This window comes from Arthrobacter sp. U41, assembly GCF_007679325.1.
GTDB lineage: Bacteria > Actinomycetota > Actinomycetes > Actinomycetales > Micrococcaceae > Arthrobacter.
In genome coordinates, this window is record NZ_VEGI01000001.1 from 267,680 (window position 1) to 294,238 (window position 26,559).

The window sequence follows — 26,559 nt, forward strand, 5'->3', positions numbered from 1 at the left end:
GCGCACTAGGCTGGAACCATGTCCTCTATAACCGGGCCGGAATCGCCGTCTGAACGCTACCGAGCCAGTGCCGAGCGGGCCGCTGAAGCCAAAACCTATCTGGGCGGTTTCATCCGTTCGCTCGCCTTCGAACTCGACGACTTCCAGCGCGAGGCCTGCCTGTCATTGCAGGCCGGCCGGGGTGTCCTGGTGGCCGCCCCCACGGGGGCCGGCAAGACGATCGTGGGGGAGTTCGCCATCTACCTGGCCCTGCAGCGCGGCCTCAAGGCGTTCTACACCACCCCCATCAAGGCCCTGAGCAACCAGAAGTACTCTGAACTGGCGGACAAGTACGGCGCGGACCGGGTGGGTCTCCTGACCGGCGATACCAGCATCAACGGCGACGCCCCGGTGGTGGTGATGACCACCGAGGTGCTCCGCAACATGCTCTACGCCGATTCCAGCACGCTGGCCGACCTCGGCTTTGTGGTCATGGATGAGGTCCACTACCTGGCGGACCGCTTCCGCGGCGCCGTCTGGGAAGAGGTCATCATCCATCTGCCCAGCGAAGTCCAGGTGGCCTCGCTCAGCGCCACCGTCTCCAACGCCGAGGAGTTCGGCGCGTGGCTGGACACAGTGCGCGGCCAGACCGACGTCATCGTGTCCGAGCACCGGCCGGTGCCGCTCTGGCAGCACGTGATGGTGGGCCGGAAAATCGTGGACCTTTTCGCCGGCGACACCACGTTCGACGAAATCGCCCCGGCCGCCGGGACCGGGGCCGGAACATCAGCCACCGTTTCAGCCACCGTGAAGACAGCGGACCTCAGCGACCGGCCCGGCTTTGAGGTCAATCCTGAGCTGCTGTCGATGGCACGCGCCGAGAGCCAGATGAACTTCCGCGGACGGTTCGGGCACGGCGGCCGCAACCAGCGGCGCCAGCGGAACCAGCGCGACGACGCCCAGCAGGCCGGCCAGCGCAGCCCGGTCCGGAAGGCCAGCCGCCCCCAGGTCATCGCCAGCCTCGACCGGCAGGACCTGCTGCCCGCCATCACCTTCATCTTCTCCCGCGCGGGCTGCGACGCCGCCGTGGCCCAGTGCGTCGCCGCCGGGCTGTGGCTGACCACCGAGCAGGAACAGCTCATCATTGCCCGCCGCGTCGACGAGGCGGCGCAGGACATTCCCTCCGACGACCTGGACGTCCTGGGCTTCTGGAGCTGGCGCGACGGGCTGCTCCGCGGACTGGCCGCCCACCACGCCGGCATGCTGCCCACCTTCAAGGAAGTCGTCGAGAAACTCTTTGTTGACGGGCTGGTCAAGGCCGTCTTCGCGACCGAGACCCTGGCGCTCGGCGTGAACATGCCGGCCCGCTCCGTTGTGCTGGAGAAGCTTGACAAGTTCAACGGCGAGGCGCACGTCAACATCACCGCGGGGGAATACACCCAGCTGACCGGCCGCGCCGGACGGCGGGGGATCGACGTCGAGGGCCACGCGGTGGTTCTCTGGCAGCCCGGTACGGACCCTGCCGCGGTGGCCGGCCTCGCTTCGCGGCGCACCTACCCGCTCAATTCCAGCTTCCGGCCCACGTACAACATGTCCATCAACCTACTGGCACAGTTCGGCCGGCCCCGGGCGCGGGAGATCCTGGAGTCCTCCTTCGCCCAGTTCCAGGCCGACCGCTCGGTCGTTGGGCTGGCGAAGCAGGTGCGCAGCCGCGAGGAGTCCCTGGCTGGCTTCAGCAAGGCCATGACGTGCCATCTCGGCGACTTCACCGAGTACTCCCGGATCCGGCGGGCCCTTTCAGACACGGAGAAGAACGCGTCCAAGACCAGCTCCCGGGCCCGGAAGTCCGTCACCGAGGACTCCCTGAGCCGGCTGCTCCCCGGCGACGTGGTGGATGTCCCCACCGGCCGGGCGCCCGGGCTCGCCGTGGTCCTCAGCTCAGACCACCACTCCCGCGAACCGCGGCCCGCGGTTATGACCCTGGACAACCAGCTGCGGCGGATCAGTACGCAGGACGTCGAAGGCCCCCTGGCCCCGATCACCAGGGTCCGGATCCCTAAATCCTTCAACGCCAAGGTGCCCAAGTCGCGGCGGGACCTTGCATCCTCGGTCCGCAACGCCCTGCGGGAGAACCGGCCGCCCGCCCCGCCGAACCGGAACGACGACTTCGGCCGCGCCGCGGCGCTCCCGGACCAGGAGCGGAAAATCACGGAACTGCGCCGGGAGCTCCGCGCGCACCCGTGCCATGGCTGCAGTGAACGCGAGGATCACGCGCGCTGGTCGGAGCGCTACTGGAAGCTCCGCCAGGAGACCGACGGGCTGGTCCGCCAGATCCAGGGGCGCACCAACACCATCGCCAAGACTTTCGACCGGGTGTGCGGTGTGTTGTCCACCTACGGTTACCTGGAAACCTCGGACGCCGGTGTGCTCACCATCAGCCCCGACGGGCAACGGCTGCGCCGGATCTACGGCGAGAAGGACCTGCTGATATCCCAGTCCCTGCGGCTGGGCGCCTTTAACGACCTCGACGCCGTCGAAGTCGCCGCGCTGGCCAGCGTCCTGGTCTACCAGGCCAAACGCGAGGACCGCGGGCTCCGGCCCAAGATGCCCAGCATCTCCCTGGAGTCCGCCGTCGACGTTGTGGTGCATGAATGGTCCGCCCTGGAGGACATCGAGGAAGCGAACAAGCTCCCCCTGACCGGTGAACCCGAACTGGGCCTGGTCTGGCCGATATTCAAGTGGGCCAAGGGCCGGCACCTGCAGGACGTCCTCAGCGGGACGGACCTGGCCGCCGGCGACTTCGTCCGCTGGGTGAAGCAGGTCATCGACCTGTTGGACCAGCTGGCGAAAATCCCGTCCCTGGACCCGCGGGTCGCCCGGCTGTGCGGGGAAGCGATCAAGCTCATCAAACGCGGCGTCGTCGCGTATTCCTCCGTGGCCTGACCACCGCGGCCGTTCCGCCGGCCGCCCCACGACGTCGATACCCGGCCCGCACGGGCCGCCAAGTACTGCCGCCCGTTATTAAGGAGTCCCCGACCCATGACCGAGTCACCGGCCACCGCCGCACCGCGCAAGCTGACGATGTACCGCAACGGTTCCGTCTACACCGCCGCCGATCCCTTCGCGACGGCGATGCTGGTCGACGGCGACACGGTTGCCTGGGTCGGCTCCGAGCAGGCAGCAGCCTCGATTGCAGATTCGGCCATGGAGGTCATTGATCTGCGCGGCGCCCTGCTGGCACCCGGCTTCGTCGATTCCCACGTCCATCTCACCGAGACGGGCATCGCCCTGGACTCGCTCCAGCTCGGTGATGTCCGCTCCGCCCGGGAACTGCTCGACGCCGTCGCCGGGTTCACCGCGTCCGGCGCGGGCGGCGCCGTGCTGGGGCATGGCTGGGACGAGACGCAGTGGGCGGACCCGGCCCTGCCCTCCCGGGAAGAACTCGAACGCGCCGCCGGCGGGCGGACCGTCTACCTCTCCCGCGTTGATGTGCACTCAGCGCTCGTCTCGTCCACGCTGGCGGCGGCCGCCGGCCTCGACGGGATGGACGGCTCCGGCCCCGGCGGCCAGGTCAAGCGCGCCGCGCACACGGCCGCCCGGCTGGAGGCACGCCGGCTGCCCGCCGAGGCACTCCGCGGCTACCAGCAGCAGGCCCTCGCCGAGGCAGCGGCCAACGGCTACGTGGCACTGGCCGAGATGGCGGCCCCGCACATCGGCAGCATCGAGGACTTGCAGCTCGCCGCCGGATGGAACGCCGGGCCGGACGCCGTTCCGGAGATCCTGCCCTACTGGGGCCAGCTGGCCGACTCGGCCGACCATGCCCGGTCCATCCTCGACGGACTGGGCGTGCCGGTGCTCGGGCTGGCGGGGGACCTGAACATCGACGGTTCCATCGGGTCGCGGACCGCGGCGCTGCGCGCGGACTACAGCGACGCGCCGGGGGAGCGCGGCAGCCTGTACCTCTCCGCCGCCGAGGCCGGAGCCCACCTCGCGGCGTGCTCGCTGCTGGGCATCCAGGCCGGGTTCCACGTCATCGGGGACGCAGGCCTCGACGCCGCCCTGGAGGCACTGGATCTGGCGGCCGCGGAAGTCGGCGAACAAAAAGTCCGGGCGGCGGGCCACCGCCTCGAACACGTCGAGCTCGCCGACGCGGAATCCATCAGCCGGCTGGCCAAATACTCCGTGACGGTCAGCGCACAGCCCGGCTTCGATGCGGCCTGGGGCGGAGACGCCGGTCTCTACGGGCAGCGACTCGGACCCCGGCGGCACGGCATGAACCCCTTTGCCTCGCTCTACGCCGCCGGCGTGCCGGTCTGCTTCGGCAGTGACAGCCCGGTGACCCCGTTGCGGCCCTGGGCCAGCGTGCGGGCCTGCCTGCAGCACAACAACCCCGCCGAACAGATCTCCGCCCGCGCCGCCTTCCTCGGACACACCCGGGCCGGCTGGCGGGCGGCCCGGTACCGGAACCCGATGGCCGGCCAGCTGGTTCCAGGCGCTCCGGCCAGTTTCGCTGTGTGGGAGGTCGAGGAACTGATGGTCCAGGTGGCGGACGGCAGGGTCCAGTCCTGGAGCACGGATCCCCGCGCGCGGACACCGCTGCTGCCGGCGCTGGACACGGGCACCGAACCGGTGTGCCTGCAGACCGTGAGGGACGGCCTGGAACTGTACTCCGCCGGCTCGCTCCGGAGCTGACGCCCGGCGCCGGACCTAGGGGCCGGCACCGAAACTTGGCCCGCCGCAATACACCCCTGACCTGCGGCGATGGATGAAACGGCAGGTCACGGAGCGGTTGACAGATCCGGGCGTCCCCGTAGCATTGAGGGGCAACGGAGGGTTGTGCAGGCCGCAGCCTCCGGACGTCCCCCGGTCAGTTCCAGGTTGCCGCCCGCGCGGTAGCTTCCCTGGTTGTGGCCATGGGTATTCCCAGGGGGCGGGTCCACTTCGCAGCAGAAAACGGTTCGGCGGCGTGTTTCGCGTCCCGCCGGTACTGGCCCGAAGCGGGTGGACCTGCCCCGGAATCCGGCTTCGGCCCGCGCGGGCCCGGCGACTCCCTATAATGGAAAGTTGCGCCGTGTGTCCGCTATCCGCAGACCGCCCGGCGCTTGACCGCTCCCTTCAAGGAAAGGCCCGCTGTGCGTGTCCTCACCATCATCCCGACCTACAACGAGCTGGAATCGTTGCCCAAGACGCTCGGGCGCCTCCGCACTGCCGTGCCGGGCTCCGACGTCCTGGTTGTCGACGACAACAGCCCCGACGGTACCGGGCAGCTGGCGGACCGCTTGGCCGCAGAGGACAGCCAGGTCCATGTCCTGCACCGCGCCGGCAAGGCCGGCCTGGGTGCCGCCTACATCGCCGGGTTCAAATGGGGCCTTGACGCCGGTTACGACATCCTCGTCGAAATGGACGCCGACGGTTCGCACCAGCCGGAGCAACTTCCCCAGCTGCTCGAAGCCGTGGAACAGGGCGCGGACCTCGCCATGGGCTCCCGCTGGGTCCCGGGCGGAAGCGTGGTCAACTGGCCGCTGTACCGGCAGGCGATTTCGCGGGTGGGCAGCACCTACGCGCGGATCATGCTGGGCGTAAAGATCAAGGACGTCACCGGCGGTTTCCGTGCGTTCCGCCGGAGCACGCTGGAGAAACTGAACCTGGACACCGTCGACTCGGTGGGGTATGGGTTCCAGGTGGACCTGGCCTGGCGAGTGGCCAAGCTCGGGCTGACCATCGTCGAACGCCCCATCACCTTCGTCGAGCGGGAGCTGGGCGCCTCGAAGATGAGCGGAAACATCGTGGTCGAGGCCATGATCAATGTCACCAAGTGGGGCCTGACGGCCCGCTGGAACACCCTTACCGGGAAGCTGCCCCGCAACAAGGTGACCGACAGGTTCACGGGCAAGTCCACCAGCACCAAAGCCTAGGCGCTGCCGGCATAAACCAAGGGCCGGGCCCGCACCGTCAGTCATGACGGTGCGGGCCCGGCCCTTGTGGCTGGTGCGCGGGCTGCCTAGGCGGAGCGGCGTTCGCCGCGCCGTTCGCGCAGGATCGTGAGGCGGTCCTCAAGGATCTGCTCGAGTTCAGGCAATGAGCGGCGTTCCAGGAGCATGTCCCAGTGTGTGCGGACTGCCTTCTCGTTGAGGTTGACGGGGCGTTCGCCGTCGACGAGCAGGGCTTCCTTGCCTGTCTTCGATACCCAGACCGGGGGGATTTCCGCTTCGGAAGAGAAGGTCACGAACACCTGTTCGCCGTCCTCGCAACGGTACTCAACGCGCTGGCGCGGAGCCGGCTCGACACCGGATTCGGTTTCCATGCTCTGTGCGCCAAGGCGCATACCCCGCAGGCTGCGATCGCTCATCTTTTCTCCCTCTATTCGGTTCGCAGGGTCATGCCCTGCGTTCGCCGGGGGCCGCGAGGCCGCACCGGACTGCTGTTTGCATTGCGCTGAATCACCGGATATCACCGGATACCACAGACCCGCACGTGAAAAGTCGTCACAGGATTCAACGCTTAGAGAAGCTAAATTGTTCCACCGGAGTGAACCAGCCGGACAAATACTCAACTATACGGGTAGAAGACACCCCCGGTAAAGCCTGCGCCCCGGCGTCGGATGTTTTGGGCAGCAGAACGGGGAGGCACCCGCCGTGCGGATGCCACCCCGTTCCTGCGCGTTACTTATGCCTCCGGCGTGGCCGGGATGCCAGCGGTGCCGGTGGCGGATCCTACTGCCGGTGCCGGCGAAGCCGCCCGGGCCGGCGCGGGTTCCGCCGCGGCGTCGGAATCCGGACCGAACAGGCTGTCGTTGGGCTGGCCGTCCTTGCTGCCGCCCAGCGCGCTGCCGATGCCCTTGAGGGCTTCGCCGACCTCGCTGGGGATGATCCACAGCTTGTTCGCGGAGCCCTCGGCGATTTTCGGGAGGGTCTGCAGGTACTGGTAGGCCAGGAGCTTCTGATCCGGGTTGCCCTTGTGGATGGCGTCGAACACCTTCTGGATGGCTTGTGCCTCGCCGTCGGCACGGAGGATCGCCGCCTTCGCGTCGCCCTCGGCTTTCAGGATGGATGACTGACGCTGGCCCTCGGCGGTCAGGATGGCGGACTGCTTGGTACCTTCCGCTGTAAGGATGGCGGCGCGGCGGTCACGTTCGGCGCGCATCTGCTTCTCCATGGAGTCCTGGATGGAGTGGGGCGGATCGATCGCCTTGAGCTCCACCCTGGAGACACGGATGCCCCAGCGGCCGGTTGCTTCGTCCAGCACGCCGCGCAGCTGCCCGTTGATCTGGTCACGCGAGGTCAGGGCCTCTTCGAGGTTCAGGCCGCCGACGACGTTTCGCAGCGTTGTGGTGGTGAGCTGCTCCACCGCCTGGATATAGTTGGCGATCTCGTACGTGGCCGCACGCGCGTCGGTCACCTGGAAGTAGACCACCGTGTCGATCGAGACGACCAGGTTGTCCTCGGTGATCACGGGCTGCGGCGGGAAGGAGACCACCTGTTCACGCAGGTCAAGCAGCGGCAGCAGCCGGTCCACGAACGGGATCAGGATCGTGAGGCCGGGGTTCAGCGTGCGCTGGTACTTGCCCAGCCGTTCGACGACGCCGGCCCGGGCCTGCGGAACGATCCGCACCGACCGGACCAGCACGATTATTACGAACGCAACGAGAACCAGCAGCACGATTGCGACTGCGATATCCATACATCACCTATTCCCCAGATTGGTCTTGCTATGGTCTGCGGCGGTGTGCCGCCGCATGCCCGGCGCCGGTGTCGGCCGCCGGAATACTTGTGGCGCTATTGAGTTGCGGTTTCCGGCTGCGGCGCGACGACCGCTGTGGCGCCGTCGATCGCACTGACGACCGCATGCTGTCCGGGCGCCAGGACTCCGGTTTCCGAGCGGGCGCTCCAGACGTCGCCGCCGATCTTGACCAGGCCTCCGCTGGCGCTGACCGGCTCCATCACCAGGGCGGATTCGCCGATGAGGCGTTCCACATTGCTCCGGCGGTCGGCCGGGCCCTTGTGGAGGTGTTTGAGGGCGACGGGCCGCACGAAGCCGATCATCAGCAGCGAAACCACGCAGAAAGCCACGATCTGCAGGCCAAGGTCGGCTCCGGCCAGCGAAGCGACCAGCCCGGCGAGGGCGCCGCCGCCGAGCATGATGAAGAACAGGTCCAGGGTGATCATTTCAACCACGGCAAAAACCAGGAAGACCGTGAGCCACAGGGCCCACCAGTTTTCGGGTAGCCATTCGAACATCGTTTCCCCCTTCGCCACGGGGGCTGCAGGCGCAGACCCTCAGTAACTGTCTTTCCATACTAAGCCGAACGGCAACGCCAGCGGAGGGCAGCGGAAATCAGGTGGCGAACGTGGCCAAGTCGTTACCTCCGGGTATGCCGGGAGTCAGTGGCGGGGCTCGAAAACGCTGATCCGGAACCGGGCGGACACGGCCGTAAGAGGGGGGAGCGTCGCCGCGAGGGACGCCAGGGCGCCGCGGTCCAGGTGATGCCCGGCCGGGCCCATGAGGGCCAGCCGGGCGACGTCGTCGGGGGACAGCGAGAGGGGTACGTCCAGGTGGTCGGTGGAGAGCGCGGCGAAGTGTCCTCCGAGCGAGGCAGCAAGCCGTTCGTCCTTGGCCGGGTCGATGCCGAGCATGCCGGCCTGGCCGGCAACCTCCGCAAGGTGGCCCGGCCGCGGTGTCACGACAATGAGCCTCCCGCCCGGGCGCAGCACGCGGGCGAACTCCGGGGCGTTGCGCGGAGCGAACACCACGGTGACGACGTCGACGGCGTGGTCGGCCAGCGGCAGCGGCTGCCACACGTCGCCGACGACGTTGACGGCGTCCGGGTTCAGCCGGGCCGCCCGGCGGAGCGCGAACTTTGAAATGTCCAGGCCGATGGCTCCGGCGCTTACGCCGTCGTGCGCCAGCCGGTCCAGGACCGCCCGGAGGTAGTGACCGGTCCCGGTTCCGGCGTCCAGGACCGTCCCCGGGCTTCCCGCCGCGTCGCCGGCGAGGGCCGCGGCCGCCCGCTCCGCCACGGCATCGGCAAGCGGCCGGTAGTGGCCGGCGGAGAGGAAGTCGAAGCGTGCCGCCACCATGTCGGCGGCGTCCGCCTCGAAAACGGTGCCTTTGCCGACGAGGAAGTTGAAGTATCCCTGTTTGGCCGCGTCGAAGCTGTGCCCGGCCGGGCACACCAGTGAACGGCCCGCGGCGTCGCTGAATCCCAGGGGGTCCCGGCAGACCGGGCACAGCAAGGACGTGGCGGGATCGGCGGGCATACTGTCCATCCTAGGGGCGGTAACGTCCGGGCGGGGCCTCCGGCCGGACCTGCACAGCGGGCGGATGCCGCCGCGCCGCCACAGGTCCGGACCCGCCGACGTGAGCTATTTCACTACCGGGAAAACTGCGGCTAGGCTCGCTCACGTGAAATCCGAACATCTGCCGCTGCTCAAGTCCGTCTCCGCCCCCGCCGTGCATCCGGACGGCGGCCGCGCCGTCGTGTCGGTGCTGCGGCCCGACTTCGACGCCGACGCTTACGTCGGCCAGTTGTGGACGGTGCCGCTGGACTCCCCACCGAACCCCGGCCGCGCCCCGCGCCGCCTGACCCGCGGATTCCGCGACACCGCGCCGGACTTCTCGCCGGACGGCCGCGTGCTGGCGTTCCTGCGGGCCGCCGAGGCCGGCAAGCCCCAGCTCCACATCGTGGAGGCCGACGGCGGCGAGCCGCAGCCCGTCACCGACGCACCGCTGGGCGTGTCGGCGTTCGCATGGTCACCCGATTCCCGGCGCATTGTCTATGGTGCCCGGGTGCCGGACGACGGCCGCTACGGCAGCACCGACGGGATCTCCGCCGGCGGTGAGGATGCCCGGCTGATCACGGACTACCAGTACCGGATGAACGGCGTCGGGTACACCGCGGACAAACCGGTTCAGCTGTTCCTCGTGGAGGTTCCGGACCCCGGGGCCGAACCCAAGGTGGCACCCAAGGGCCGGGCGTTGAAGGCCGCCGCAGAGGGCGGGGGATCACCCGGCCGCGGCAACGCCGAATCAGCCGGGCTGCTGCCGGTCGCGCAGCAGCTGACCTCTGCCGCAACAGACCACAACGGCGCATGCTTCGGCGCCGACGGACAAACCATTTACTTCACGGCCGCCCTGCATGAAGGCAGCGACGCCGATCTCGCCACCGGCATCTACCGCCTCACGGTAGGCGACGGCGCCGGGGGAGCGGAGCCGGAGCCCGTCGTCGCGGACAATACCGGCCGGCAGTCCATCCACGCCGTCCGCCAGTCGGAGGACGGGCAGTGGATCTTCTTCCTCGCCCAGGACCTCGGCGAGTCGGGGCAGGACTTCGTGGCGCGCAACACCGCGCTCTACGTGATGCCGTCAGGCGGTGGGGACGCCACACGCCTCAGCGACGTCGAGACCATGGACCTCGGCTGCAACGGCAAGATCGAACTGCGCGGGCCCGATTCCGTGCTTTTGCTGAACAATGCCCGCGGCACGGTGGAGCTGCACGAGTTCCGGGCCTCCGGGAACCACCAGGCCCTGGTCCAGGGCGAACGTACCGTCAGCGGCGCCGCGGCCCGCGGCGGATCGCTTGTGGTCAGTTTCGCCGACGCGGGAACCTCCGGGGACGTGGCGGTGTTCGACGGCGGGCAGCTCCGCGTGCTGACGGATTTCTCCGCACAGCTCCGCTCGGACGCCGGAATCGTTGAGCCGGTGGAGCTGACGTTCCCTTCAGCCGACGGCTACCCCGTCCACGGCTGGCTGGTGCGGCCGCCGGGCCGGGGACCCCACCCGGTCCTGCTGAACATCCACGGCGGCCCGTTTGCCCAGTTCACCGGGGCCCTCTTCGACGAGGCCCAGGTCTACGCCGCGGCCGGCTACGCCGTCCTGATGTGCAACCCGCGCGGTTCCGCCGGCTACGGCCAGGCCCACGGGCGGGCCATCAAGGAGAAGATGGGCACCTTGGACATGCAGGACGTCCTGGCCTTCCTCGACGGTGCGCTCGGAAAATTCGAGGATCTTGACGAGGGTTCGCTCGGCATCATGGGAGGCTCCTACGGCGGCTACCTCACCGCCTGGACCATCAGCCACGACCACCGTTTCAAGGCTGCCATTGTGGAACGTGGTTTCCTGGATCCCGTAAGTTTCACCGGTTCCTCCGACATCGGCTGGTTCTTCGGCGGGGAGTACACCGGCCGCACCGCCGAACAGATGGCCGCGCAAAGCCCGATGGCCCGGGTGGAACAGGTCCGCACGCCGGCCCTGGTCATCCACAGCGAAGAGGACCTCCGGTGCCCGGTGGAGCAGGGCCAGCGGTATTTCACCGCGCTCAAACAGCTGGGCGTGGAGGCCGCGTTCCTGGTCTTCCCGGGGGAGAACCACGAACTTTCCCGCTCCGGGACGCCGCACCACCGCAAGCAGCGTTTCGACCACATCCTGCAGTGGTGGGCCCGTTACCTTCCGACGGCGGAGAACCCGGCGCCTGCGGCGCGGCCCTAAGGCAACACACAACCCAGAGGCGGCGGCGGTCGGCACCTGCCCGGGCCCATCCGGCGGATCAGGCGCCCGGGAGGAACCCCAGTTCTTCCCGGGCGAGGCTGATATCGGGCTGGGACCAGCGTGCGGAGTACTCGGCGTTGTTGCTGATGGACCGCAGCTCGGCCCGGTCCAGATACAGGATGCCGTGCAGGTGGTCGGTCTCGTGCTGGACAATCCGCGCCTGCCAGCCGCTGAATTCCCGCTGCTGCGCGCTTCCGTCCGGGGCCGTGAAGTCGAGCCCCACCGCCTCGGGCCGGACCACGGCGGCCTGAAGTCCGTTCACGGACAGGCACCCTTCGTAGAACGCCACGGCGGAAGCGCCTTGCGGCGCAAAGGACGGGTTGAGCATGGCGAAGAACGGCAGCGGCTCCCGGCCGCGGGCAGCGGCGACCTCGGGATCGACGTCGAACTGGTCCTCCAGGACCGCGATCTGCAACGGAATGCCGAGCTGTGGTGCCGCAAGGCCGACGCCGGGAGCCTTGTGCATGACGCTGCGCATGAGGTCGATCAGCTGGCCGAGTTCGGCGTCGTTCAGTTGGCCGTCAAACGGCGCTGCGAGCTGCCGGAGCACCGGATGTCCCGCCTGGACAATGGTGGGGAGTAGCCCGGCGGTCAGGATCTGCTGGACGGTTTCATGGATGCGGGCGGCGCTGTAGTCAGTCGGCTTGGCGTCAGGTGACATGCCAACAGACTACTGGCGTCCGCAAGCGGTTGAAACAAAGTCATGGATCCGTGCACGGAGCATCGCACCAGCGTCGAGCTTCACAACACCGTCGCGTCCGCCGGCGGACACCCTGAGTGGCAGCAGGGTCCCCACCTTGTCCTCCGCAATGGCGTGCGGATCGCAGCGTGCGGGCCGGATCCCCAGCCGGAAGTGCTGGGTGGACCCGCCTGCGCGGATCGCGACGGAACGCGGCCAGGGAACCGCCGGGTCTTCCCCAATCAGGGTGGTCCCGCCCACCCGGTGAAGTGTCAGGGTTCCCGACAGACCGGGATGCGCGGAACCGGGGGTGCTCCGCGGGGTGATGGCGAGCCCCAGCACGGCACGTTGCCCGTCAGCCGACACTTCCAGTTCCGGATCCAGCCGGATCCCGGCGACGGCGGAGACCGCCAGGGCGAGGCACATTTCCGCGTTGTTCCGGCTCAGCACGCCATGGGGGTCGGTGGCCGGCACCGTCGCTGCGGGCCGGGTTGCGTTGGTTTCGGCCAGCTGCAGTGTCACCGTGGCGTCCCCATTCGGTCCGGTCGCGGGAGGCCCGCAGTCGGGGGCGCTCAATGGTGCGGGCAGGATCTTCGTCTGGCCCGGGGGCAGTTCGATTCCGCCGGGTGACGCCGGCCAGTCGAGGGTGCCGGAGAACAGCGGGCTGGATGCACGTGCGCCGAGCACGGTCACGGGGCGGGCGGTGGTGTTGGTCAGCCGGATGGAGATGATCCGGCGGCTGTAGTTGTCGCGCAGCTGGTTGATCTCGGCTGTGACCGGGACGTCTGTTCCCGCCGGGCCTGCCGCTGCGGGGGGCGTCGCGGAAGGTTCTCCGGGAACGGATGTCCCCGCGCTGCACGACACAGTCGCTGCGATGGCCGCCGCGGCCGCCGCAGCGATGAACAACCTGAAGACTCCGGATCCGCCGGCCGGACGTCGGAGCGGGTGGACCCGGGGTGTAGGTATACAGCCCATGGGGTCAGTGTATTCCCGGCGCGGAGCCGTGCGTCCGGCCCCGGACGGGGGAATTCCGTTAGTCTCGAGCCATGACGTCACCCACCCCCTTGGCATGCGTCCTCGGCCTGTTGCACGCTCTTGAACGCGGCAGCGGGGCACAGGACATCGCTCCGTTCCTGGCCGCGGACTACACCCTGACCGAGGCGCCCCACCTGCTGGCCCCGGCCGGTGCGACACGGAACCGCGACGAGGCCCTCGCCGGCGCGGCTGCGGCGCACGACGTGATCTCGGGGCAGCGCTTCGACGTACGGCGCACCACATGTGAAGGCACCCGGGTGGTGGTGGAAGCCGAGTGGACGGCCACCGTGCTGATGGACCTGCCGCACTGGGACGCCGGAGAGGTCATCCGCGCCCGGATCGCGTCCGTCTTCGAGGTCCGGGACGGGCAGATCGTCAGCCAGGACAGCTACGACTGCTACTTCACGCCCGCCTGAGCCTTCGTGCCCGGGCCCGTCACTGCCCGGGCCTGTCACTGCATGTCCTGTCGCTGCATGGCCTGTCACTGCATGGTGAACCGGCGGGCCACGAATCCGTTGACAGCAGGTACCGAAGCTGCCGCAGCCAGGGCCCGGTTCCGCACTGACAATGGTCCGGCCGGCAGGGGCCGCCCCAGCGCCATGTTGATTTCGGCCTGCCGGGCCGCCCGGGCGGCCGCAATCATCCGGTCGCCTTCAACGGCCCGGAGTGCCGTCCCCACGTGCGCCCCGTGCAGCGAGGCGACCACCACCGGGGCCAGGGCGGCGGCGTCGAGCCAGCCCAGGTTCATGCCCTGGCCTCCGATGGGGCTGATCTCGTGGGCGGCGTCCCCGATCAGGACCGTGCGGCCGGTCACCATCCGGCCGGCCAGCCGTGAGCGTACGCCGAAGCTGCTCAGCATGCTGTTGCTGGCGGGGTCGACGTCGATCCGGGTCCGTTCCCGGATTCTGTGCCCGAGCCAGCGGGCGTCTCCGGCACCGTCGGACGCCGCGAGGCGGACCACCCAGCGGCGCAAGTTTCCCGGCAGCGGAAAGGACTCTACGATCCCCTCGGATTCCAGGAACAGGGCTGCGTCGGGACCGTACCCGGTGGTGTCGGCGAAGTCGCCCATCAGGTAGCGGTCCGGATAGTCCTTCGCGCGGACCGGAACACCCAGCTGCGGGCGGATGGTGGAGCGGACTCCGTCGGCGGCGACGGCGAAGGCCGCCGTGTACCGGACCTCCCCGCCTCCCGTCGTGGCGTCCACGATGACCTGGCCGCCGTCGTCGTGCAGCCGTGTGACCCGGACACCGCGGTGCAGGGCTGCGGGGTCAAGCTGCCGGACACGGTCTTCCAGAATGGCCGCCGTCCGTGCCTGCGGCAGCGACAGGACATACGGGAACCTGTCGGAGACGCCTGCAAAGGACATCTCCGCGAGCGTCCTGCCGCCGCCGACGGCGAGGCCTCGCCTGATCGGGACCCCCTCCGCCACCAGCGCCGGCGCCACGCCGATTCCCTGGAGCGCATCCAGCGACGGGGGATGGATGCCGATCGCCCGGGAGTGCGGTTCGGCGCCGGTCCGCTGCTCCAGGATCCGGACGCTCACACCTTGTTGGAGCAGTAACGCAGCCATGAACAGTCCCACCGGCCCGCCGCCGATCACCAGGACATCAACCACGGGCGGCCTGGTCGAGAATCAGCAGGTTACGGAACGGGGCGCGCCGGAGGACCTTCCAGCCCGGGGGAGCGGCGGCCTGAAGCTCCGCATCGGTGTAGCTGCGACGGATGGAGGTGAGGCCGTCCTGCCTGATGTAGGAGCCTGTTAAGGGCAGCGCGCCGACGAGGAACAGGGCGTAGGCGGCAGGGCTGCGCCGAAGGTCGTTGTGGATGACCTTGCCGTGGCACAGCCCCGCAGACTCGGCCAGGAACAGCGGAAGCTCGTCCTCCGCCAGGTGGTGGAGCACATGGTTGGACACCACCAGGTCAAAGGTCTGCCCCTCACCGGCGAGGTCCGCCGCCGTGGCCTGCCGGAACGTCACGCCCGAGCCCCGGTGCCGTTCCGCGGCGAAGCGGCTGGCGCGCGGGTCGGGATCGATCGCCGTGATTTCCAGGCGGAGCCGGTCCCGGGCCGCCCAGCGCGAGAGCATCACCGGCACGTCCCCGCCCCCGCAGCCGATGTCCAGCAGGGTGGCCGGCGCGCCCTGGCGGAGGCGGGGCCTGAGCTGGCGGAGGTAGATGCCGCGCCAGCCGGAGACGGCCCGATTGACCAGGGCAAACTGGGCGTAGGTGCGGTCCAGCTTGTCCGGGTCGCAGCCGGGCAGGTCCATTTCCTCGACGGCGTGGGCCGCCCGTTCCCGCAGCAGTTCCACCGGTTCTCAGGCCAGGGCCGATTCCGGCTGGGCGGAGGGGGAGGCCGCGTCCCGGGCCGCTTGTGTCGACTCATCGCGTGCCGGGCTGGTGAGTTTGGTGAACAGCGCGGTTTCCACGGTCAGTCCCGGCCCGAACGCCATGGAGCAGATCCGTTCCCCGCCGCCGTCGTCGGCCTCTGCCGGCGCCTGGTCGAGGATGTGGCGGAGCACGAACAGCACGGTGGCGCTGCTCATGTTCCCGAAGTTGCGCAGGGTTTCCCGGGCCGGGACCAGCTGCTCGTCGGTCAGGTCCAGCCTGGACTGCACCTTGTCCAGGATGCTGCGGCCGCCGGGGTGGATGGCCCAGTGCCGGATGTCGCGGTAGGGGAGTCCCAGCAGGCTGCCTTCCCGGGAGAGGAGCGGTTCCAGGGCGCCGATGATGTGGTCATCGATGATGTGCGGGACGTAGTTGCCCAGGACCATCTCGAAGCCTTCGTCTCCGATGTTCCAGGCCATGGATTCCTCACCGACTGGCGTCAGGACCGTTTCGAAGTGGTCCAGTTGCATCAGGGCAGGCTGCTCCGGGTCCTCACGCGCGGTCACGATGGCCGCTGCCGCGCCGTCGGCAAAGAGCGCCGACCCCATGATGGTGTCCGGATCGTTCGAGGTCCTCACGTGCAGGGAGCAGAGTTCGGCACAGACCACCAGCACAACGGCGTCCGGATCGGCCTCGCAGAATGATTTGGCCGCCCGCAGCGCCGGGAATGCCGCATAGCAGCCCATAAAACCCAGGTGGTAGCGCTGCACCGCGGGATTCAGGCCGAGGGCCCGGACGATTTTGTAGTCCGGGCCGGGGTTGAAAAACCCGGTACAGGAGACTGTGACGAGATGAGTTATGTCAAGTAGATTGGTTCCAGGGCTGGCATCCAAGGCCTTCTGGGCCGCCTCAATAAAGAGCTTGGTGGCCTCGGTGGCAAAGATGTCATTGCGCACCTTGGTGCTGGGACTGAGCACTAGACCCGTGCCGGCGTCGAAAAACAGCGGATTGTCCGCGCGGTGATTTTTGGTCAGTTCGGCAACGGCCGTGTAGCGGGTGTCGATGGCGGCGGAGTCAAAGCACGTGCCGACTAATCGGGTGCCCAGCCTGGTGAGGCCCGGCTGGGCCGCAAAGACATCCCGGGCTTCGGTTTGGACCAAGACAGTTGGCGGGACAGCAGTTTCCAGGGACCTCAGGTAGACCGTCATGGTTCATTCTCAGCGAGGTCGGCGCAGAAGACAATGGATCGGCCGGTTCGAATGCCCGGAAAGCATCGTTAGCAGGCGCCACTCAGGGGCCCCTCTCGACTTGTATCAGAACGCCGATAATCAACATTATGTAAAGTAGAAATGTTCCTGAGGCATCTGATGCTTGATATCCCGTCCTCCGGGTCCTGGGCGTGGCACAGGATTTGCGCCCACGGGTTCGTCCGCTCCTCCGCCCGGATCACCACCGAATTCGACATCGCGGGTGACTCGGAGGTGGGCCGTGGCGACGCAGTAACATAGCCTCACTGCACGCGTACTGTCACTCTATTTCCCCGCCCCGCCACACCAGGCCCCGGGGCGTGAACCATACGTCATCTCCCCCAACAGAACAGGACCACATGACCGCCGCCGCCACGCGCACGCCCGTCGCCGTCAAACGCGCCCAACTACTCGTGGTCTCCGGGGCGTTCGTCGGTCTCATCGGGATGGTGGCATCGCTCCCGCTCGGCCAGTACCTCCTGGGCTCCGTCTTCGCCGTTACCGGGGCAGCCATCATCATCGGCGGTGGCGCGCCGGCAGACACGGCTCTCCGATTGTCCGTCGCCGAGGCCCTCCGTCCAGGAGAGAGACGACGCCGCGGGTTCACGCTGCGCTGGCTGCTGGCCGTTATGACGATCGCGCCCGCCATTCCGGAGGGAGCGTTCGCCATCCTCCACAACAAGGATTACGTCCCGATCACCATAGCCGTGCTCGGCATGGCCACGACCCTCATCCTCATGGTGAAAGACTGCACGGGGTACCACCGCGGAGCCGCGGACGCCGAGTAAGCGACCCCCGGAATCAGTCCCGAGGCGCCGCTGTCAGCCCGCCCGTGATGCGCCCTGAAGCGGGCTTAGGTCAGTGTGCGGATGGCCGGACGGGAAAATGCTGGTGCCGCACGTTTCTCTCGGATACTGTCAGCGGTAATTCGTGTGGCTGCTCCTCAGCCGACGCTGACCTGGGGGAATCTTTCGTGAGTCCATCTTCTGTCCTGCCCGGACGCGCGCGCCGTGCCCTGGCCGCGCTGTGCGCCGTCGCAGTCCTCTCCGTCTTTGTTGCCCCGGCACCCGCCGCCGTGGCCAACGAACCGGTCACCCGGTCCGAGACAACTGCCGCAGCCACGACCGTGACGCTCGAAGGCGACCCCGTGGTTTACGGGTCCTTGACCGCACGGATTTCCCCGACGGCACCGGCTGGTGCGCTGCGGTACGAGTACCTGCGCGACGGCGACGCCATCCCCTATCCCTATCTGGGGCCGTACTCCAGCTTCCGCCCCCAGCCGGAAGACTTCGGCGCCAGAATCTCTGTCCGCGTCACCGCCACAGTCGATGGCCAGGACCCGGTCGTCATAACCTCAGCCGAAACCGCCCCTGTCATTGGCCGCCTCGAGATCAGCGCAGCGGCAAGTGGCGAGCCGATCGTGGGCAAATCCATCAGATACTCCGTCTATCTGAGCGGATTGCCTACCCTGCAGGTTCCGGTCGCAAGGACCTATGCCTGGTATCGGGACGGAGAGCCGATCCCCGGCGCCACAGCCGGGGAGTACACGGTCACAGACGATGACTTCGGCAGGAGACTCACCGCCGCCGCAGAGTTCACCGCACCGGGTTACCGGCCAGTCAGTGACACAGTCGCCTTCGCGCCGGCATTCCGCGGCTACCTGAACCTCGCTGCCGAGCCCGTCATTACCTACGCCACCGGCTCGGCCCCCGCGTTTCCCGGGACCATACTGAAGGCCTCCGCCCCGGCCACACAGGAGCCGGCCCCGGCCGGCATGACGTACGCCTACCAATGGGGTTACCCCACTTACGGCGGGTCCTCCACCTGGGTTCAGCACATCGCAGGGGCAACAGCCCCCACCTATACCGTGCGCCCCGAGGACATCGGCCGGGACATCAGAGTCGCTGTGACCCCTGTGGCCGCCGGCTACGTCGGACAATCCAAAGCAAGCTCCTTCAACCAAGCCGTGCGGGTCTACGGACGGTTCACTACCCCGTCGACACCCACCATCAAGGGCACGGCGGTGGCGGGCCAACTGCTGACCGCGGTTCCCGGCACCGCCCCGACCCCCGCACCGGAAAGCGTGCAGTACGTCTGGTACCGCGACGGACAGCGCCTCACCGACCATTCGACGGACCCGACCTACCGGCTCACTCGGGACGACGGCGGCCACAAAATCACAGTCCGGGTCTTCTACGGCAGGAACGGGTACGTCCAGGCTTCCAGCCCTGCCTCGGCCGCGGTCCTCCCGCCCGGTTACTTCACCAGCGGCCCCGCCTGGATCGTGGGCTCCACGGTCGTCGGGTACGTGTTGAGCGCGCGGACGAGCTACACCTCGCCGTCGCCGTCGACCGCGCTCTACCAGTGGTATCGGGACGGGAGACCGATCATCGGGGCCAGGGGCACCTCGTACCGGCTGACGGCGGCCGACCAGTGGCGCCAGATCACCTTCAAGGTCACGTTCAAGCGGGCAAACACGGTCGACCTCAGCGTGGTCTCGCGGGCCATCAAGCCCCTGGCGGTGTTCACCAAGCTTCCCGCCCCCGTTGTCCGCGGCACCCACACCGCCGGCCAGCTCCTTCGGGCCTCGGTGACCCTGTCGACCCCCGCAGCGACCTCCGTGACCTGGCAGTGGTACCGGAACGGGAAGCCGATCGCCGGAGCCACGGGCCCGAGCTACCTGCTCACCCGCTACGACCGGGACCGGTTCGTCCACGTCGTAGCCACCTACAGGAAGGCCAACTACCTGAGCTCACCCCGCCCCTCGGCACTCCGCTGGGTGCCAGGGCCCACCACGGTTTGATGTAGGCTGACGGGAGTTTCACCAGTTTCACCGGTTTCACCCGGATTCACCCCGATTCACCCAGGAGGTCCTGTGCAGAACCCCTTCAAACCGACGGCCGGTGCCACGCCGCCGGACCTGGTCGGGCGCGCCGGGTTGTTGGACGAATTTGAGTACGGCCTCCGCCAGGGCTCGGGCGCTCCGGGACTTCTCACCATCATCACCGGAGCCAGAGGCATCGGGAAGACCGTCATGTTGAGCGCCGCGGAAGAAATCGCAAGGGATCATGGCTGGGCCGTCATCTCCCGGACGGCCAACCCCGGATTCCTTGCCAGGATCGGCGACGACATGCTCCGCCTGCTCGACGAGCTCGGCGACGGCCCGCCCACCCGGAAGATCACCGCCTTCTCTGCCGCAGGGTTTGGGCTGACCACCCAGCTCCCCCAGGAGCGCGCTCCGGACTGGCGTCGGACCGGAGAGGAGCTGCTGGGGCTGCTGCAAGCAAAAGGCACGGGCCTGGTCATCACCATTGACGAGATTCACGCCGTCGACCGCGCGGAAATCTCCCAGCTGGCCGCGGACGTTCAGCACTTCATCCGTCAAGGGCTGCCCATCGGCCTGATCTTCGCCGGGCTCCCCTCCGCCGTGTCGGATCTGCTCAACGAAGGAGTCGCGACCTTCCTCCGCCGGGCCGACAGGATAAACCTTCACGAGGCGGCCATCACCGAAGTCACTGCGTCATACCGGGAGCTTTTCCGTCGGAGCGGCATCAACGTCTCCCCCGCCCACATCACCGAGGCGGCGGAGGCCACTGAAGGCTACCCCTTCCTCATCCAGCTCGTCGGCTACTACCTCTGGATGGAAGCGGACAAGGCGGGGTGGACCCTCAACGCGGACAATGTTCAGATGGCCATCACAGCCTCTCACCGACGCAACACACTCGTGGTCGTGGAGTCCGCGCTGTCTGACATCTCTGAGAAGGACCGCGCATTCCTGGACGCCATGGCCGAGCAGGACGGCGCATCGACCGCCGCCCAGATCGGGCACGCCATTGGTTCCAAACCCAACGTGGTCTCGAAGTACCGAAACAGGCTCATCGCCGCGGGCCTCATCGAATCAGCCGGCTACGGAAAGGTTGACTTCGCCATTCCAGGCCTGCGCCATTACCTCCGAAGCTGATCGTGCAGTGAGCAGCTACCCCCGCGCGTAAAAGTCGCGGAGAACGTCGGTGAACACCGGCAACCACTGCTTTGGATGCGTGACGGAGTTTGCCGCCCGAAGAACTGCGCCGTCAACGTCGGACAAAAAGGCCCCGGGTGAGATGGATCCGTCCGGAACGCGGATCATCCAGACAAACCCCCTCGGCCGCGGAGGGACGCCCGCGTCCCCCAGGTACATGTCGATATCATCATCGACGCCTTCCCGGTCGGCAGCGGTAAACGGCTCCTCGAACGGTGTCCGCCCACTAGCGTCCTCGATGTAGCCGGTGACCGTCCTGCCCGCGTCCGAGGACGGGCAGCGGCGCAGGTTGTCCCGGCCGGCGGCCCACCCCATAAGCGCCCCCCAGCCGTTTTCAGGCAGCTCCGCCCAGGATGCTGAGGGCTCGCCTTCCTGAACGTCGCTCCACACTGGCTATTCCTTCCTCCGGCCGCCCGCGCATCTGAACTAGCCTGTCCGCGGGTGTCGGCTCACCGGTGAACAGTGCCACGGGGCAAGCGCTGAACTTCGGGACACTGGAATCATCATCACCGGTAAGCCGGCGGTGCGCCACCCTCGGCCGGGACCGGTACCGGAATTGCCGACGCCGGAGCCGTCGCCCGCAATCGGCCCCGACCCCTTAATCGCCGCAGAACCCGAAGCTTTAACGCAGCTTCTGCCCCACGAGATTACTTCCGCCCCACGCGTTGATACGCTGAGGCCGTTGGGGGCAACAATCTAGCTCAGGAGATGCCGTGTCCCGCGACGACGTACGGCTACGCACACAAGAACTGTCCGCCGTTCCGCCAGCCGCCCCGCCGAAAGCCAAAGCCCTGGCCAAAGCGGGCATTGCCGGCTGGGCCGCCCGGCTGGGAAGTCCCGGACTCGAGGCTCCGCGCTCCCGTCACTTGGCACACGCGGGCGCCCTCGCCGCGATCGCGGCCCTGATTCTCTACCTGGTCTGGCGCGTGCTCTTCACCCTGCCCTCCGGCGAATGGAACCTCACCATCGCGTGGATCCTGCTGACCTTCGAAGCGCTGCCGCTGACAGGCCTGGTTCTGAAGGCGTGGGCAGTCTGGAACATCGACAGCCACCCGCCGGCGCCGGTGGACGAGGCGCCGCACGGAATGCGCGTGGCGGTCCTGATCCCGACGTACAACGAACCAATCGAGGTCCTGACACCCACGGTCGCCGCTGCCTGCGAACTCGCCCCGGAGCACGAGACGTGGGTTCTGGACGACGGCGACCGGCCGTGGGTGGAGGAGATGTGCGCCGCCTACGGTGCCCGTTACGTCCGGCGCCACGTCCATGATCACGCCAAGGCCGGCAACATGAACCATGCCCTCGACCTGATGGCGGCCGAAGAGGCCGCGGGCGCCCCGGGGATCGACATCATTGCCGTCCTGGACTGCGACCACGTACCGCTGCCCACCTTCCTGACCGCCACGCTAGGCTGGTTCGCTGACGACGAGGTGGCCCTCATTCAGGGGCCGCAGTCGTTCTACAACGGAGGCGCGTTCGACGACGACGGCATCACCGGCGAACAGGGCATGTTCTTCAACGTCATGATGCCCTCGCGCAACGTGCCGGGCGCGGGGCCGTTCTGGTGCGGATCGACGTCGTTGTTGCGGGTCAGCGCCCTCCGGGAGGTCGGCGGGGTGGCAACGGAGACCATTACCGAGGACATGCACACCACCCTCAAACTCATCCGGCGCGGTTGGAAAACGGTCTACCACCACCAGACCCTGGCTGTGGGGCTGGCCCCGGCCACCCCGGACCAGTACCTCCTCCAGCGGCGGCGCTGGGGAATGGGGGCCATGCAGATCCTGGTCCACGAAAAGCTCTGGGCGGCGAAGAGCTGGATGTCCTGGCGGAACTACCACGAGTACCTCAACGGAACACTCTGGTGGCTCGAAGGCATCGCCACCCTGGTCGCCTTCCTCATTCCGGTGCTGGTGATGCTCTCCGGCGCCCAGACGTCCACGGCGGGCCCCCTCTTGTTTACCGGCGTCTTCATCGCCATGTTCACCATCCGGCTGTGGGGTTCCAAACGGCTGATGCGCCAGGAGATTCACTGGCCCACCGCCTTCGCGCTGCGCATCTTCCGCGTACCAGTGGGTTTGGCATGCCTGTGGTGGCTCATCACGCGGAACATTCTCCACTTTGAAGTCACGCCCAAGGGTGCCGCCGACGACCGCCTCCGCGGCCGGACACCGCGCATCTTGATCGTGATGGTGGTGCTGATCAGCCTCGTGATCCTCTACGCTGCGGCCGGGCTCGCCGGACTGGTTCCCTGGCGCACTACTCCGGGGTCCACTGTGGCTTCCGGTGCGTGGCTGGTTCTGGCCGGCGTTGTGCTGGTCCTCGGCACCCGGCGAATCCGCGCCGCGGAATTCGCTACGTCGCGCCGCAACGCCCACCGCTTCGAGGTGGACGCCCCCGTGGAGAGCGACGGCGTCCGGGGCGACCTTCTCGACGTTTCCGTCGGCGGCGCTGCCGTGCGCTTCCCGCAGGGAACACTGCCCCCGACGGGCTTTGTCCCGCTCGGCCTGCCGGGCGCACCGCCGGTCCGCCTGGAGGTGATCAGGGTCACGGACGAGACGGACGGTTCCCAGGTGGCGTCGCTGCGCGCAGCCGACGGCGACTGGGACGCCTACCGGGTGCTGTCGATGTGGATCTTCCACACTCCCGCCGGTGCCCTGCCGGACTTCCCGGCCGGAGTCCCCGCGGCGGCTTCACTGCGCGGCCGCTGACCTGCTCAGTCCTTCGCCGCCGTCCGCGCGGCGGCCGGCGGCACGGGTTCGTGGCGCAGGTAGCTCCGGCTGAACCGGCCGCTGCCCGATGTCAGGGCGCGCAGCTCGACGGCGTAGCGCACCAGCTCCTGGTCCGGCACCTCGGCGCTGATTTCGGTCAGGTCTCCCCCGGTGGACGTCGTTCCGGTCAGCCGCGCCCGGCGCGACGACAGATCGCTCATCACAGCGCCGACGTGCTCATCGGCGACGGCGATCGTCGCCGCCGAGACGGGTTCCAGCAGTTGGATCCGGCCGGCTGCGGCGGCTCCCCGCAAGGCCAGCGCACCGGCGGCCTGAAAGGCCGCGTCCGACGAATCCACACTGTGCGCCTTGCCGCCGAGCAGAGTCACCCGGATGTCCACTACCGGGAAACCCGCGGAGACACCCTTCTGCATCTGTGCCCGCACGCCCTTCTCCACCGAGGTGATAAAGGGGCCCGGAATCACCCCGCCCACGGTCTTGTCCACGAACTCGAAGCCGGCACCCCGCTCCAGCGGCTCAACCTCGATGTCACAGACGGCATATTGGCCGTGGCCGCCCGACTGCTTCACGTGCCGCCCGTGGCCTGCGGCAGGAGCGGCAAAAGTTTCCCGCAGCGGGGTCACAATGTCGACGGTCCGCAGGTTCACGCCCTGCTCGCGCAACCGGCCCAGGACCACGTCCGCGTGCGCCTCCCCCATGCACCAGAGGACCAGCTGGTGCGTTTCGGCGTTCCGTTCCACCCGGAGCGCCGGATCGCCCGCGGCCACCTTTCCCAGGCTGCGCGCCAGGGCATCCTCATCACCGTGGGAGGCCGCTTCCACGGCAACGGGCAGCAGCGGCTCCGGCATCTCCCACGGCTGGATCAGCAACGGAAATTCCTTGGCCGAAACCGTGTCCCCGGTCTCGGCCGGCCCCAGCTTCGTCAGGGCGCAGATGTCCCCCGCGACGCTGAACGGCACAGGCCGCAAGCTGGCTCCCAGCGGCGAATACAGGTGGGAGACCCGCTCATCGCTGTCGTGATCGACGTGGCCCCGGTCCGCCAGGCCCCTGCCGGCCACGTGGACGGCCGAGTCCTCCCGCAGCGTGCCGGCAAAGAGCCGGACGAGGCACACACGGCCCAGGAAAGGATCGGTGGTGGTGCGCACCACTTCGCCCAGCAGCGGGGCGGCGGGGTCGCAGTCCGGTGTCTCCGCGGGCGCCCCGTCAAGATGGGACACGGCGGGGCGGGGTCGTTCGGTGGGTGCGGGAAAGGCCCGCGTCATCACCTCCAGCAGTTCGGCCAGGCCGACGCCGGTCTCGGCGGATGTGGCGATCACCGGATGGAAGGAGCCCCGGGCAACAGCCGTCTCCAAGTCGCTGACCAGGACCTCCTGCGGGATTTCCTCGCCGTCAAGGTACCGCTCCATCAGCGACTCGTCCTCGCTTTCGGCAATGATCCCTTCAATCAGGGTTCCCCGGGCCGCTTCCGAGGCGACACGCTCGACGTCGTCCGTGTTCCGGAACACGGACGGCGCATTATCCGGCGGCTGCTCCGAAACGGTGCCCGAGAGCAGGCCCAACAGGCCGGTGACTTCTGTCCCCTTACTGACCGGAAGATACAGCGGCACCACCGAGTCCCCGAAGGCCCGTTGGCACCTATCGAGGGCGGCGTCAAAATCCGCCCGCGGATGATCCAGGCGGCTAATCACCACTGCCCGCGGCACCCCGAGTCGCTGGCACTCGCCCCAGAGTGCCGTTGTGGCAGCGTCGATGCCGTCCACGGCCGACACTACGAACAACGCCGCGTCGGCCGCGCGCAGCCCTGCCCGCAATTCCCCGACAAAATCCGGGTAGCCCGGGGTATCGAGGAGGTTCACTTTGATGCCGCCGGCCGTCACCGGCACCACGGAGAGGGCGACGGATCGCTGCTGGTGGACAGCGGCCGGCTCCGAGTCGCCGACCGTGGTGCCTTCGGCGATCGACCCCTTCCGCGAAATGGCACCGGTTGCGGCAAGCAGCGCCTCGGCCAGCATTGTCTTGCCTGCTCCGGAGTGGCCCACCAGCGCCACATTCCGGATCTGATCCGGCTCTTCGGGCGGCAGGGCATCGGCGGCGTCGGCGCGCCGCAGTTCAGAAGTGCCCCGGGCGGCGGCCTTCGCCGGAGCCTTTGCGTCTTTGGCAGGCATGGGAACCTCCTGGTGTGCAGCTGTCGACCCGCCCCCCTCAGGCCATGGCGCGGCACGGAGCCGCCTATATGGATTGGACACCCTGCGGCGATGGGACGGCAAGATGCAAAGCCAAGTCCGCCGCAACGTCACGGCCTTCCGTGCGCGGCCCCGGGCGTAGCTTCCGTCGTCAGCCTTCTGCAGGACCGCAATGGTTGCCGGTCCCCCGTACAAGGCCGTGAAAGTCCGCCCCATGATTTCGAAGCGCACGGTGATCGCCGGGCGCAACGGTCCTAGTGCCGCACCCGGATAGGCTTGGAGCATGCCTTCTTCAACGCCGCCGCTCCCCCGCCCCGCCGCGACCGGACCGGCCCCGGCGTCGGCAGCCAGGCGGACAGCCGTGCTGGCTGCATGCGCCGACGCGGCACTGATTCTCCTTTTCGCGGCCATCGGCCGTGACGCCCATCAGCGCGGGGACGTCGTTACCGGCGTGCTCGCCACCGCCTGGCCGTTCCTGGCCGGCGCTGCGGTGACCTGGCTGGCCTTGCGAATCTGGCGATCACCGCTGGCTCTCTGGCCGGCCGGCGTCGGCGTCTGGCTCGGCGCGGTCACTGTTGGCATGCTCCTGCGGGCCGTCACCGGGCAAACGGTGGTCCTGCCGTTCGTGATCGTGGCGCTGCTCAGCCTGGGGCTGCTGCTGCTCGGATACCGCCTGGTGGCCGCGGTCATCCGGCGGCGAAACACACGCCGCGGAAAGCCCTGATGGACTAGGCTTGCAAAGACATGGCCGGGGCTCCGGGGACTACCGTCAGGGCCCGTCACCGGCCGGCAACGGCGCAACAGATCCGGAAAGGTT

General features: G+C 68.3%; 22 protein-coding genes. 11 read left to right on the top strand and 11 right to left on the bottom strand.

Annotation, left to right across the window (positions count from 1 at the left end; translation table 11 throughout):
• The first annotated feature begins 18 nt into the window (after window positions 1–18).
• The 3 genes from FS787_RS01255 (at window position 19) to FS787_RS01265 (ending at window position 5,894) form a co-directional block, all read left to right on the top strand.
• Window positions 19–2,922, top strand: coding sequence for an RNA helicase (locus FS787_RS01255; protein WP_144670342.1), 2,904 nt, complete (start codon window positions 19–21; stop codon window positions 2,920–2,922).
• A 96-nt stretch (window positions 2,923–3,018) separates the two neighbouring features.
• Entirely contained in the window at window positions 3,019–4,671 is a 1,653-nt protein-coding gene (locus tag FS787_RS01260; RefSeq protein ID WP_144670344.1) for an amidohydrolase, read from the top strand.
• 440 nt (window positions 4,672–5,111) lie between these two features.
• Complete coding sequence (locus tag FS787_RS01265) at window positions 5,112–5,894, top strand: polyprenol monophosphomannose synthase (RefSeq protein ID WP_144670346.1); 783 nt, start codon at window positions 5,112–5,114, stop codon at window positions 5,892–5,894.
• Between the two features lie 86 nt (window positions 5,895–5,980).
• Here FS787_RS01265 and FS787_RS01270 read toward each other — a convergent pair whose 3' ends face one another.
• From FS787_RS01270 to FS787_RS01285, 4 genes are all read right to left on the bottom strand, one after another.
• Complete coding sequence (locus FS787_RS01270; protein ID WP_056429445.1) at window positions 5,981–6,328, bottom strand: RNA polymerase-binding protein RbpA; 348 nt, start codon at window positions 6,326–6,328, stop codon at window positions 5,981–5,983.
• A gap of 317 nt (window positions 6,329–6,645) precedes the next feature.
• Window positions 6,646–7,659 (bottom strand): SPFH domain-containing protein, encoded by a 1,014-nt coding sequence (locus FS787_RS01275; RefSeq protein WP_260982342.1) that lies wholly within the window; start codon window positions 7,657–7,659, stop codon window positions 6,646–6,648.
• 95 nt (window positions 7,660–7,754) lie between these two features.
• On the bottom strand, window positions 7,755–8,216 hold the full coding sequence (locus tag FS787_RS01280) for an NfeD family protein (RefSeq protein WP_144670349.1): 462 nt from the start codon (window positions 8,214–8,216) through the stop codon (window positions 7,755–7,757).
• 144 nt (window positions 8,217–8,360) lie between these two features.
• Window positions 8,361–9,236, bottom strand: coding sequence for a methyltransferase domain-containing protein (locus FS787_RS01285; RefSeq protein ID WP_144670351.1), 876 nt, complete (start codon window positions 9,234–9,236; stop codon window positions 8,361–8,363).
• Window positions 9,237–9,381: 145 nt separating this feature from the next.
• On the opposite strand from FS787_RS01285, the gene FS787_RS01290 reads away from it, so the two are divergent.
• Window positions 9,382–11,463, top strand: a complete 2,082-nt coding sequence (locus FS787_RS01290) for a S9 family peptidase (RefSeq protein WP_144670353.1) — start codon at window positions 9,382–9,384, stop codon at window positions 11,461–11,463.
• Window positions 11,464–11,521: 58 nt separating this feature from the next.
• On the opposite strand, the gene FS787_RS01295 is transcribed toward FS787_RS01290, so the two are convergent.
• The gene (locus tag FS787_RS01295; protein ID WP_144670355.1) at window positions 11,522–12,184 is read right to left on the bottom strand and encodes a peptide deformylase; all 663 of its coding nucleotides are present in this window, start codon (window positions 12,182–12,184) and stop codon (window positions 11,522–11,524) included.
• Window positions 12,185–12,193: 9 nt separating this feature from the next.
• Window positions 12,194–13,177 carry a hypothetical protein gene (locus FS787_RS01300; RefSeq protein WP_260982343.1) on the bottom strand — a complete coding sequence of 328 codons (984 nt, stop codon included), beginning with the start codon at window positions 13,175–13,177 and terminating at the stop codon, window positions 12,194–12,196.
• A gap of 71 nt (window positions 13,178–13,248) precedes the next feature.
• Between FS787_RS01300 and FS787_RS01305 the strand changes: the two genes are divergently transcribed.
• Complete coding sequence (locus FS787_RS01305) at window positions 13,249–13,653, top strand: nuclear transport factor 2 family protein (protein WP_144670357.1); 405 nt, start codon at window positions 13,249–13,251, stop codon at window positions 13,651–13,653.
• A gap of 65 nt (window positions 13,654–13,718) precedes the next feature.
• Here the strand turns inward: FS787_RS01305 and FS787_RS01310 are convergent, their stop codons facing one another.
• The 3 genes from FS787_RS01310 to FS787_RS01320 are packed head-to-tail and all read right to left on the bottom strand — an operon-like array spanning window position 13,719 to window position 16,767.
• The gene (locus FS787_RS01310; RefSeq protein WP_144670359.1) at window positions 13,719–14,852 is read right to left on the bottom strand and encodes an NAD(P)/FAD-dependent oxidoreductase; all 1,134 of its coding nucleotides are present in this window, start codon (window positions 14,850–14,852) and stop codon (window positions 13,719–13,721) included.
• Entirely contained in the window at window positions 14,845–15,543 is a 699-nt protein-coding gene (locus FS787_RS01315) for a class I SAM-dependent methyltransferase (RefSeq protein ID WP_144670361.1), read from the bottom strand. Before FS787_RS01315 ends, FS787_RS01310 begins: the two co-directional genes overlap by 8 nt.
• A gap of 6 nt (window positions 15,544–15,549) precedes the next feature.
• The gene (locus tag FS787_RS01320; protein WP_144670363.1) at window positions 15,550–16,767 is read right to left on the bottom strand and encodes a type III polyketide synthase; all 1,218 of its coding nucleotides are present in this window, start codon (window positions 16,765–16,767) and stop codon (window positions 15,550–15,552) included.
• Window positions 16,768–16,926: 159 nt separating this feature from the next.
• Here FS787_RS01320 and FS787_RS17930 point away from each other — a divergent pair, with 159 nt between their 5' ends.
• From FS787_RS17930 to FS787_RS01335, 4 genes are all read left to right on the top strand, one after another.
• Window positions 16,927–17,067 (top strand): hypothetical protein, encoded by a 141-nt coding sequence (locus tag FS787_RS17930; RefSeq protein ID WP_186329062.1) that lies wholly within the window; start codon window positions 16,927–16,929, stop codon window positions 17,065–17,067.
• Between the two features lie 98 nt (window positions 17,068–17,165).
• Window positions 17,166–17,594, top strand: coding sequence for a hypothetical protein (locus tag FS787_RS01325; RefSeq protein WP_144670365.1), 429 nt, complete (start codon window positions 17,166–17,168; stop codon window positions 17,592–17,594).
• A gap of 185 nt (window positions 17,595–17,779) precedes the next feature.
• Window positions 17,780–19,609: a hypothetical protein gene (locus FS787_RS01330; RefSeq protein WP_144670367.1), complete on the top strand. Its 1,830-nt coding sequence runs from the start codon at window positions 17,780–17,782 to the stop codon at window positions 19,607–19,609.
• 72 nt (window positions 19,610–19,681) lie between these two features.
• On the top strand, window positions 19,682–20,767 hold the full coding sequence (locus FS787_RS01335) for an AAA family ATPase (protein WP_144670369.1): 1,086 nt from the start codon (window positions 19,682–19,684) through the stop codon (window positions 20,765–20,767).
• 15 nt (window positions 20,768–20,782) lie between these two features.
• On the opposite strand, the gene FS787_RS01340 is transcribed toward FS787_RS01335, so the two are convergent.
• Complete coding sequence (locus tag FS787_RS01340; RefSeq protein ID WP_144670371.1) at window positions 20,783–21,217, bottom strand: DUF5956 family protein; 435 nt, start codon at window positions 21,215–21,217, stop codon at window positions 20,783–20,785.
• Window positions 21,218–21,540: 323 nt separating this feature from the next.
• Between FS787_RS01340 and FS787_RS01345 the strand changes: the two genes are divergently transcribed.
• Window positions 21,541–23,538, top strand: a complete 1,998-nt coding sequence (locus tag FS787_RS01345; protein ID WP_144670373.1) for a glycosyltransferase family 2 protein — start codon at window positions 21,541–21,543, stop codon at window positions 23,536–23,538.
• Between the two features lie 5 nt (window positions 23,539–23,543).
• Here the strand turns inward: FS787_RS01345 and FS787_RS01350 are convergent, their stop codons facing one another.
• The gene (locus tag FS787_RS01350; protein ID WP_144670375.1) at window positions 23,544–25,724 is read right to left on the bottom strand and encodes an elongation factor G-like protein EF-G2; all 2,181 of its coding nucleotides are present in this window, start codon (window positions 25,722–25,724) and stop codon (window positions 23,544–23,546) included.
• A gap of 301 nt (window positions 25,725–26,025) precedes the next feature.
• On the opposite strand from FS787_RS01350, the gene FS787_RS01355 reads away from it, so the two are divergent.
• Window positions 26,026–26,466: a DUF3054 domain-containing protein gene (locus tag FS787_RS01355; RefSeq protein ID WP_144670377.1), complete on the top strand. Its 441-nt coding sequence runs from the start codon at window positions 26,026–26,028 to the stop codon at window positions 26,464–26,466.
• Window positions 26,467–26,559: the final 93 nt, after the last annotated feature.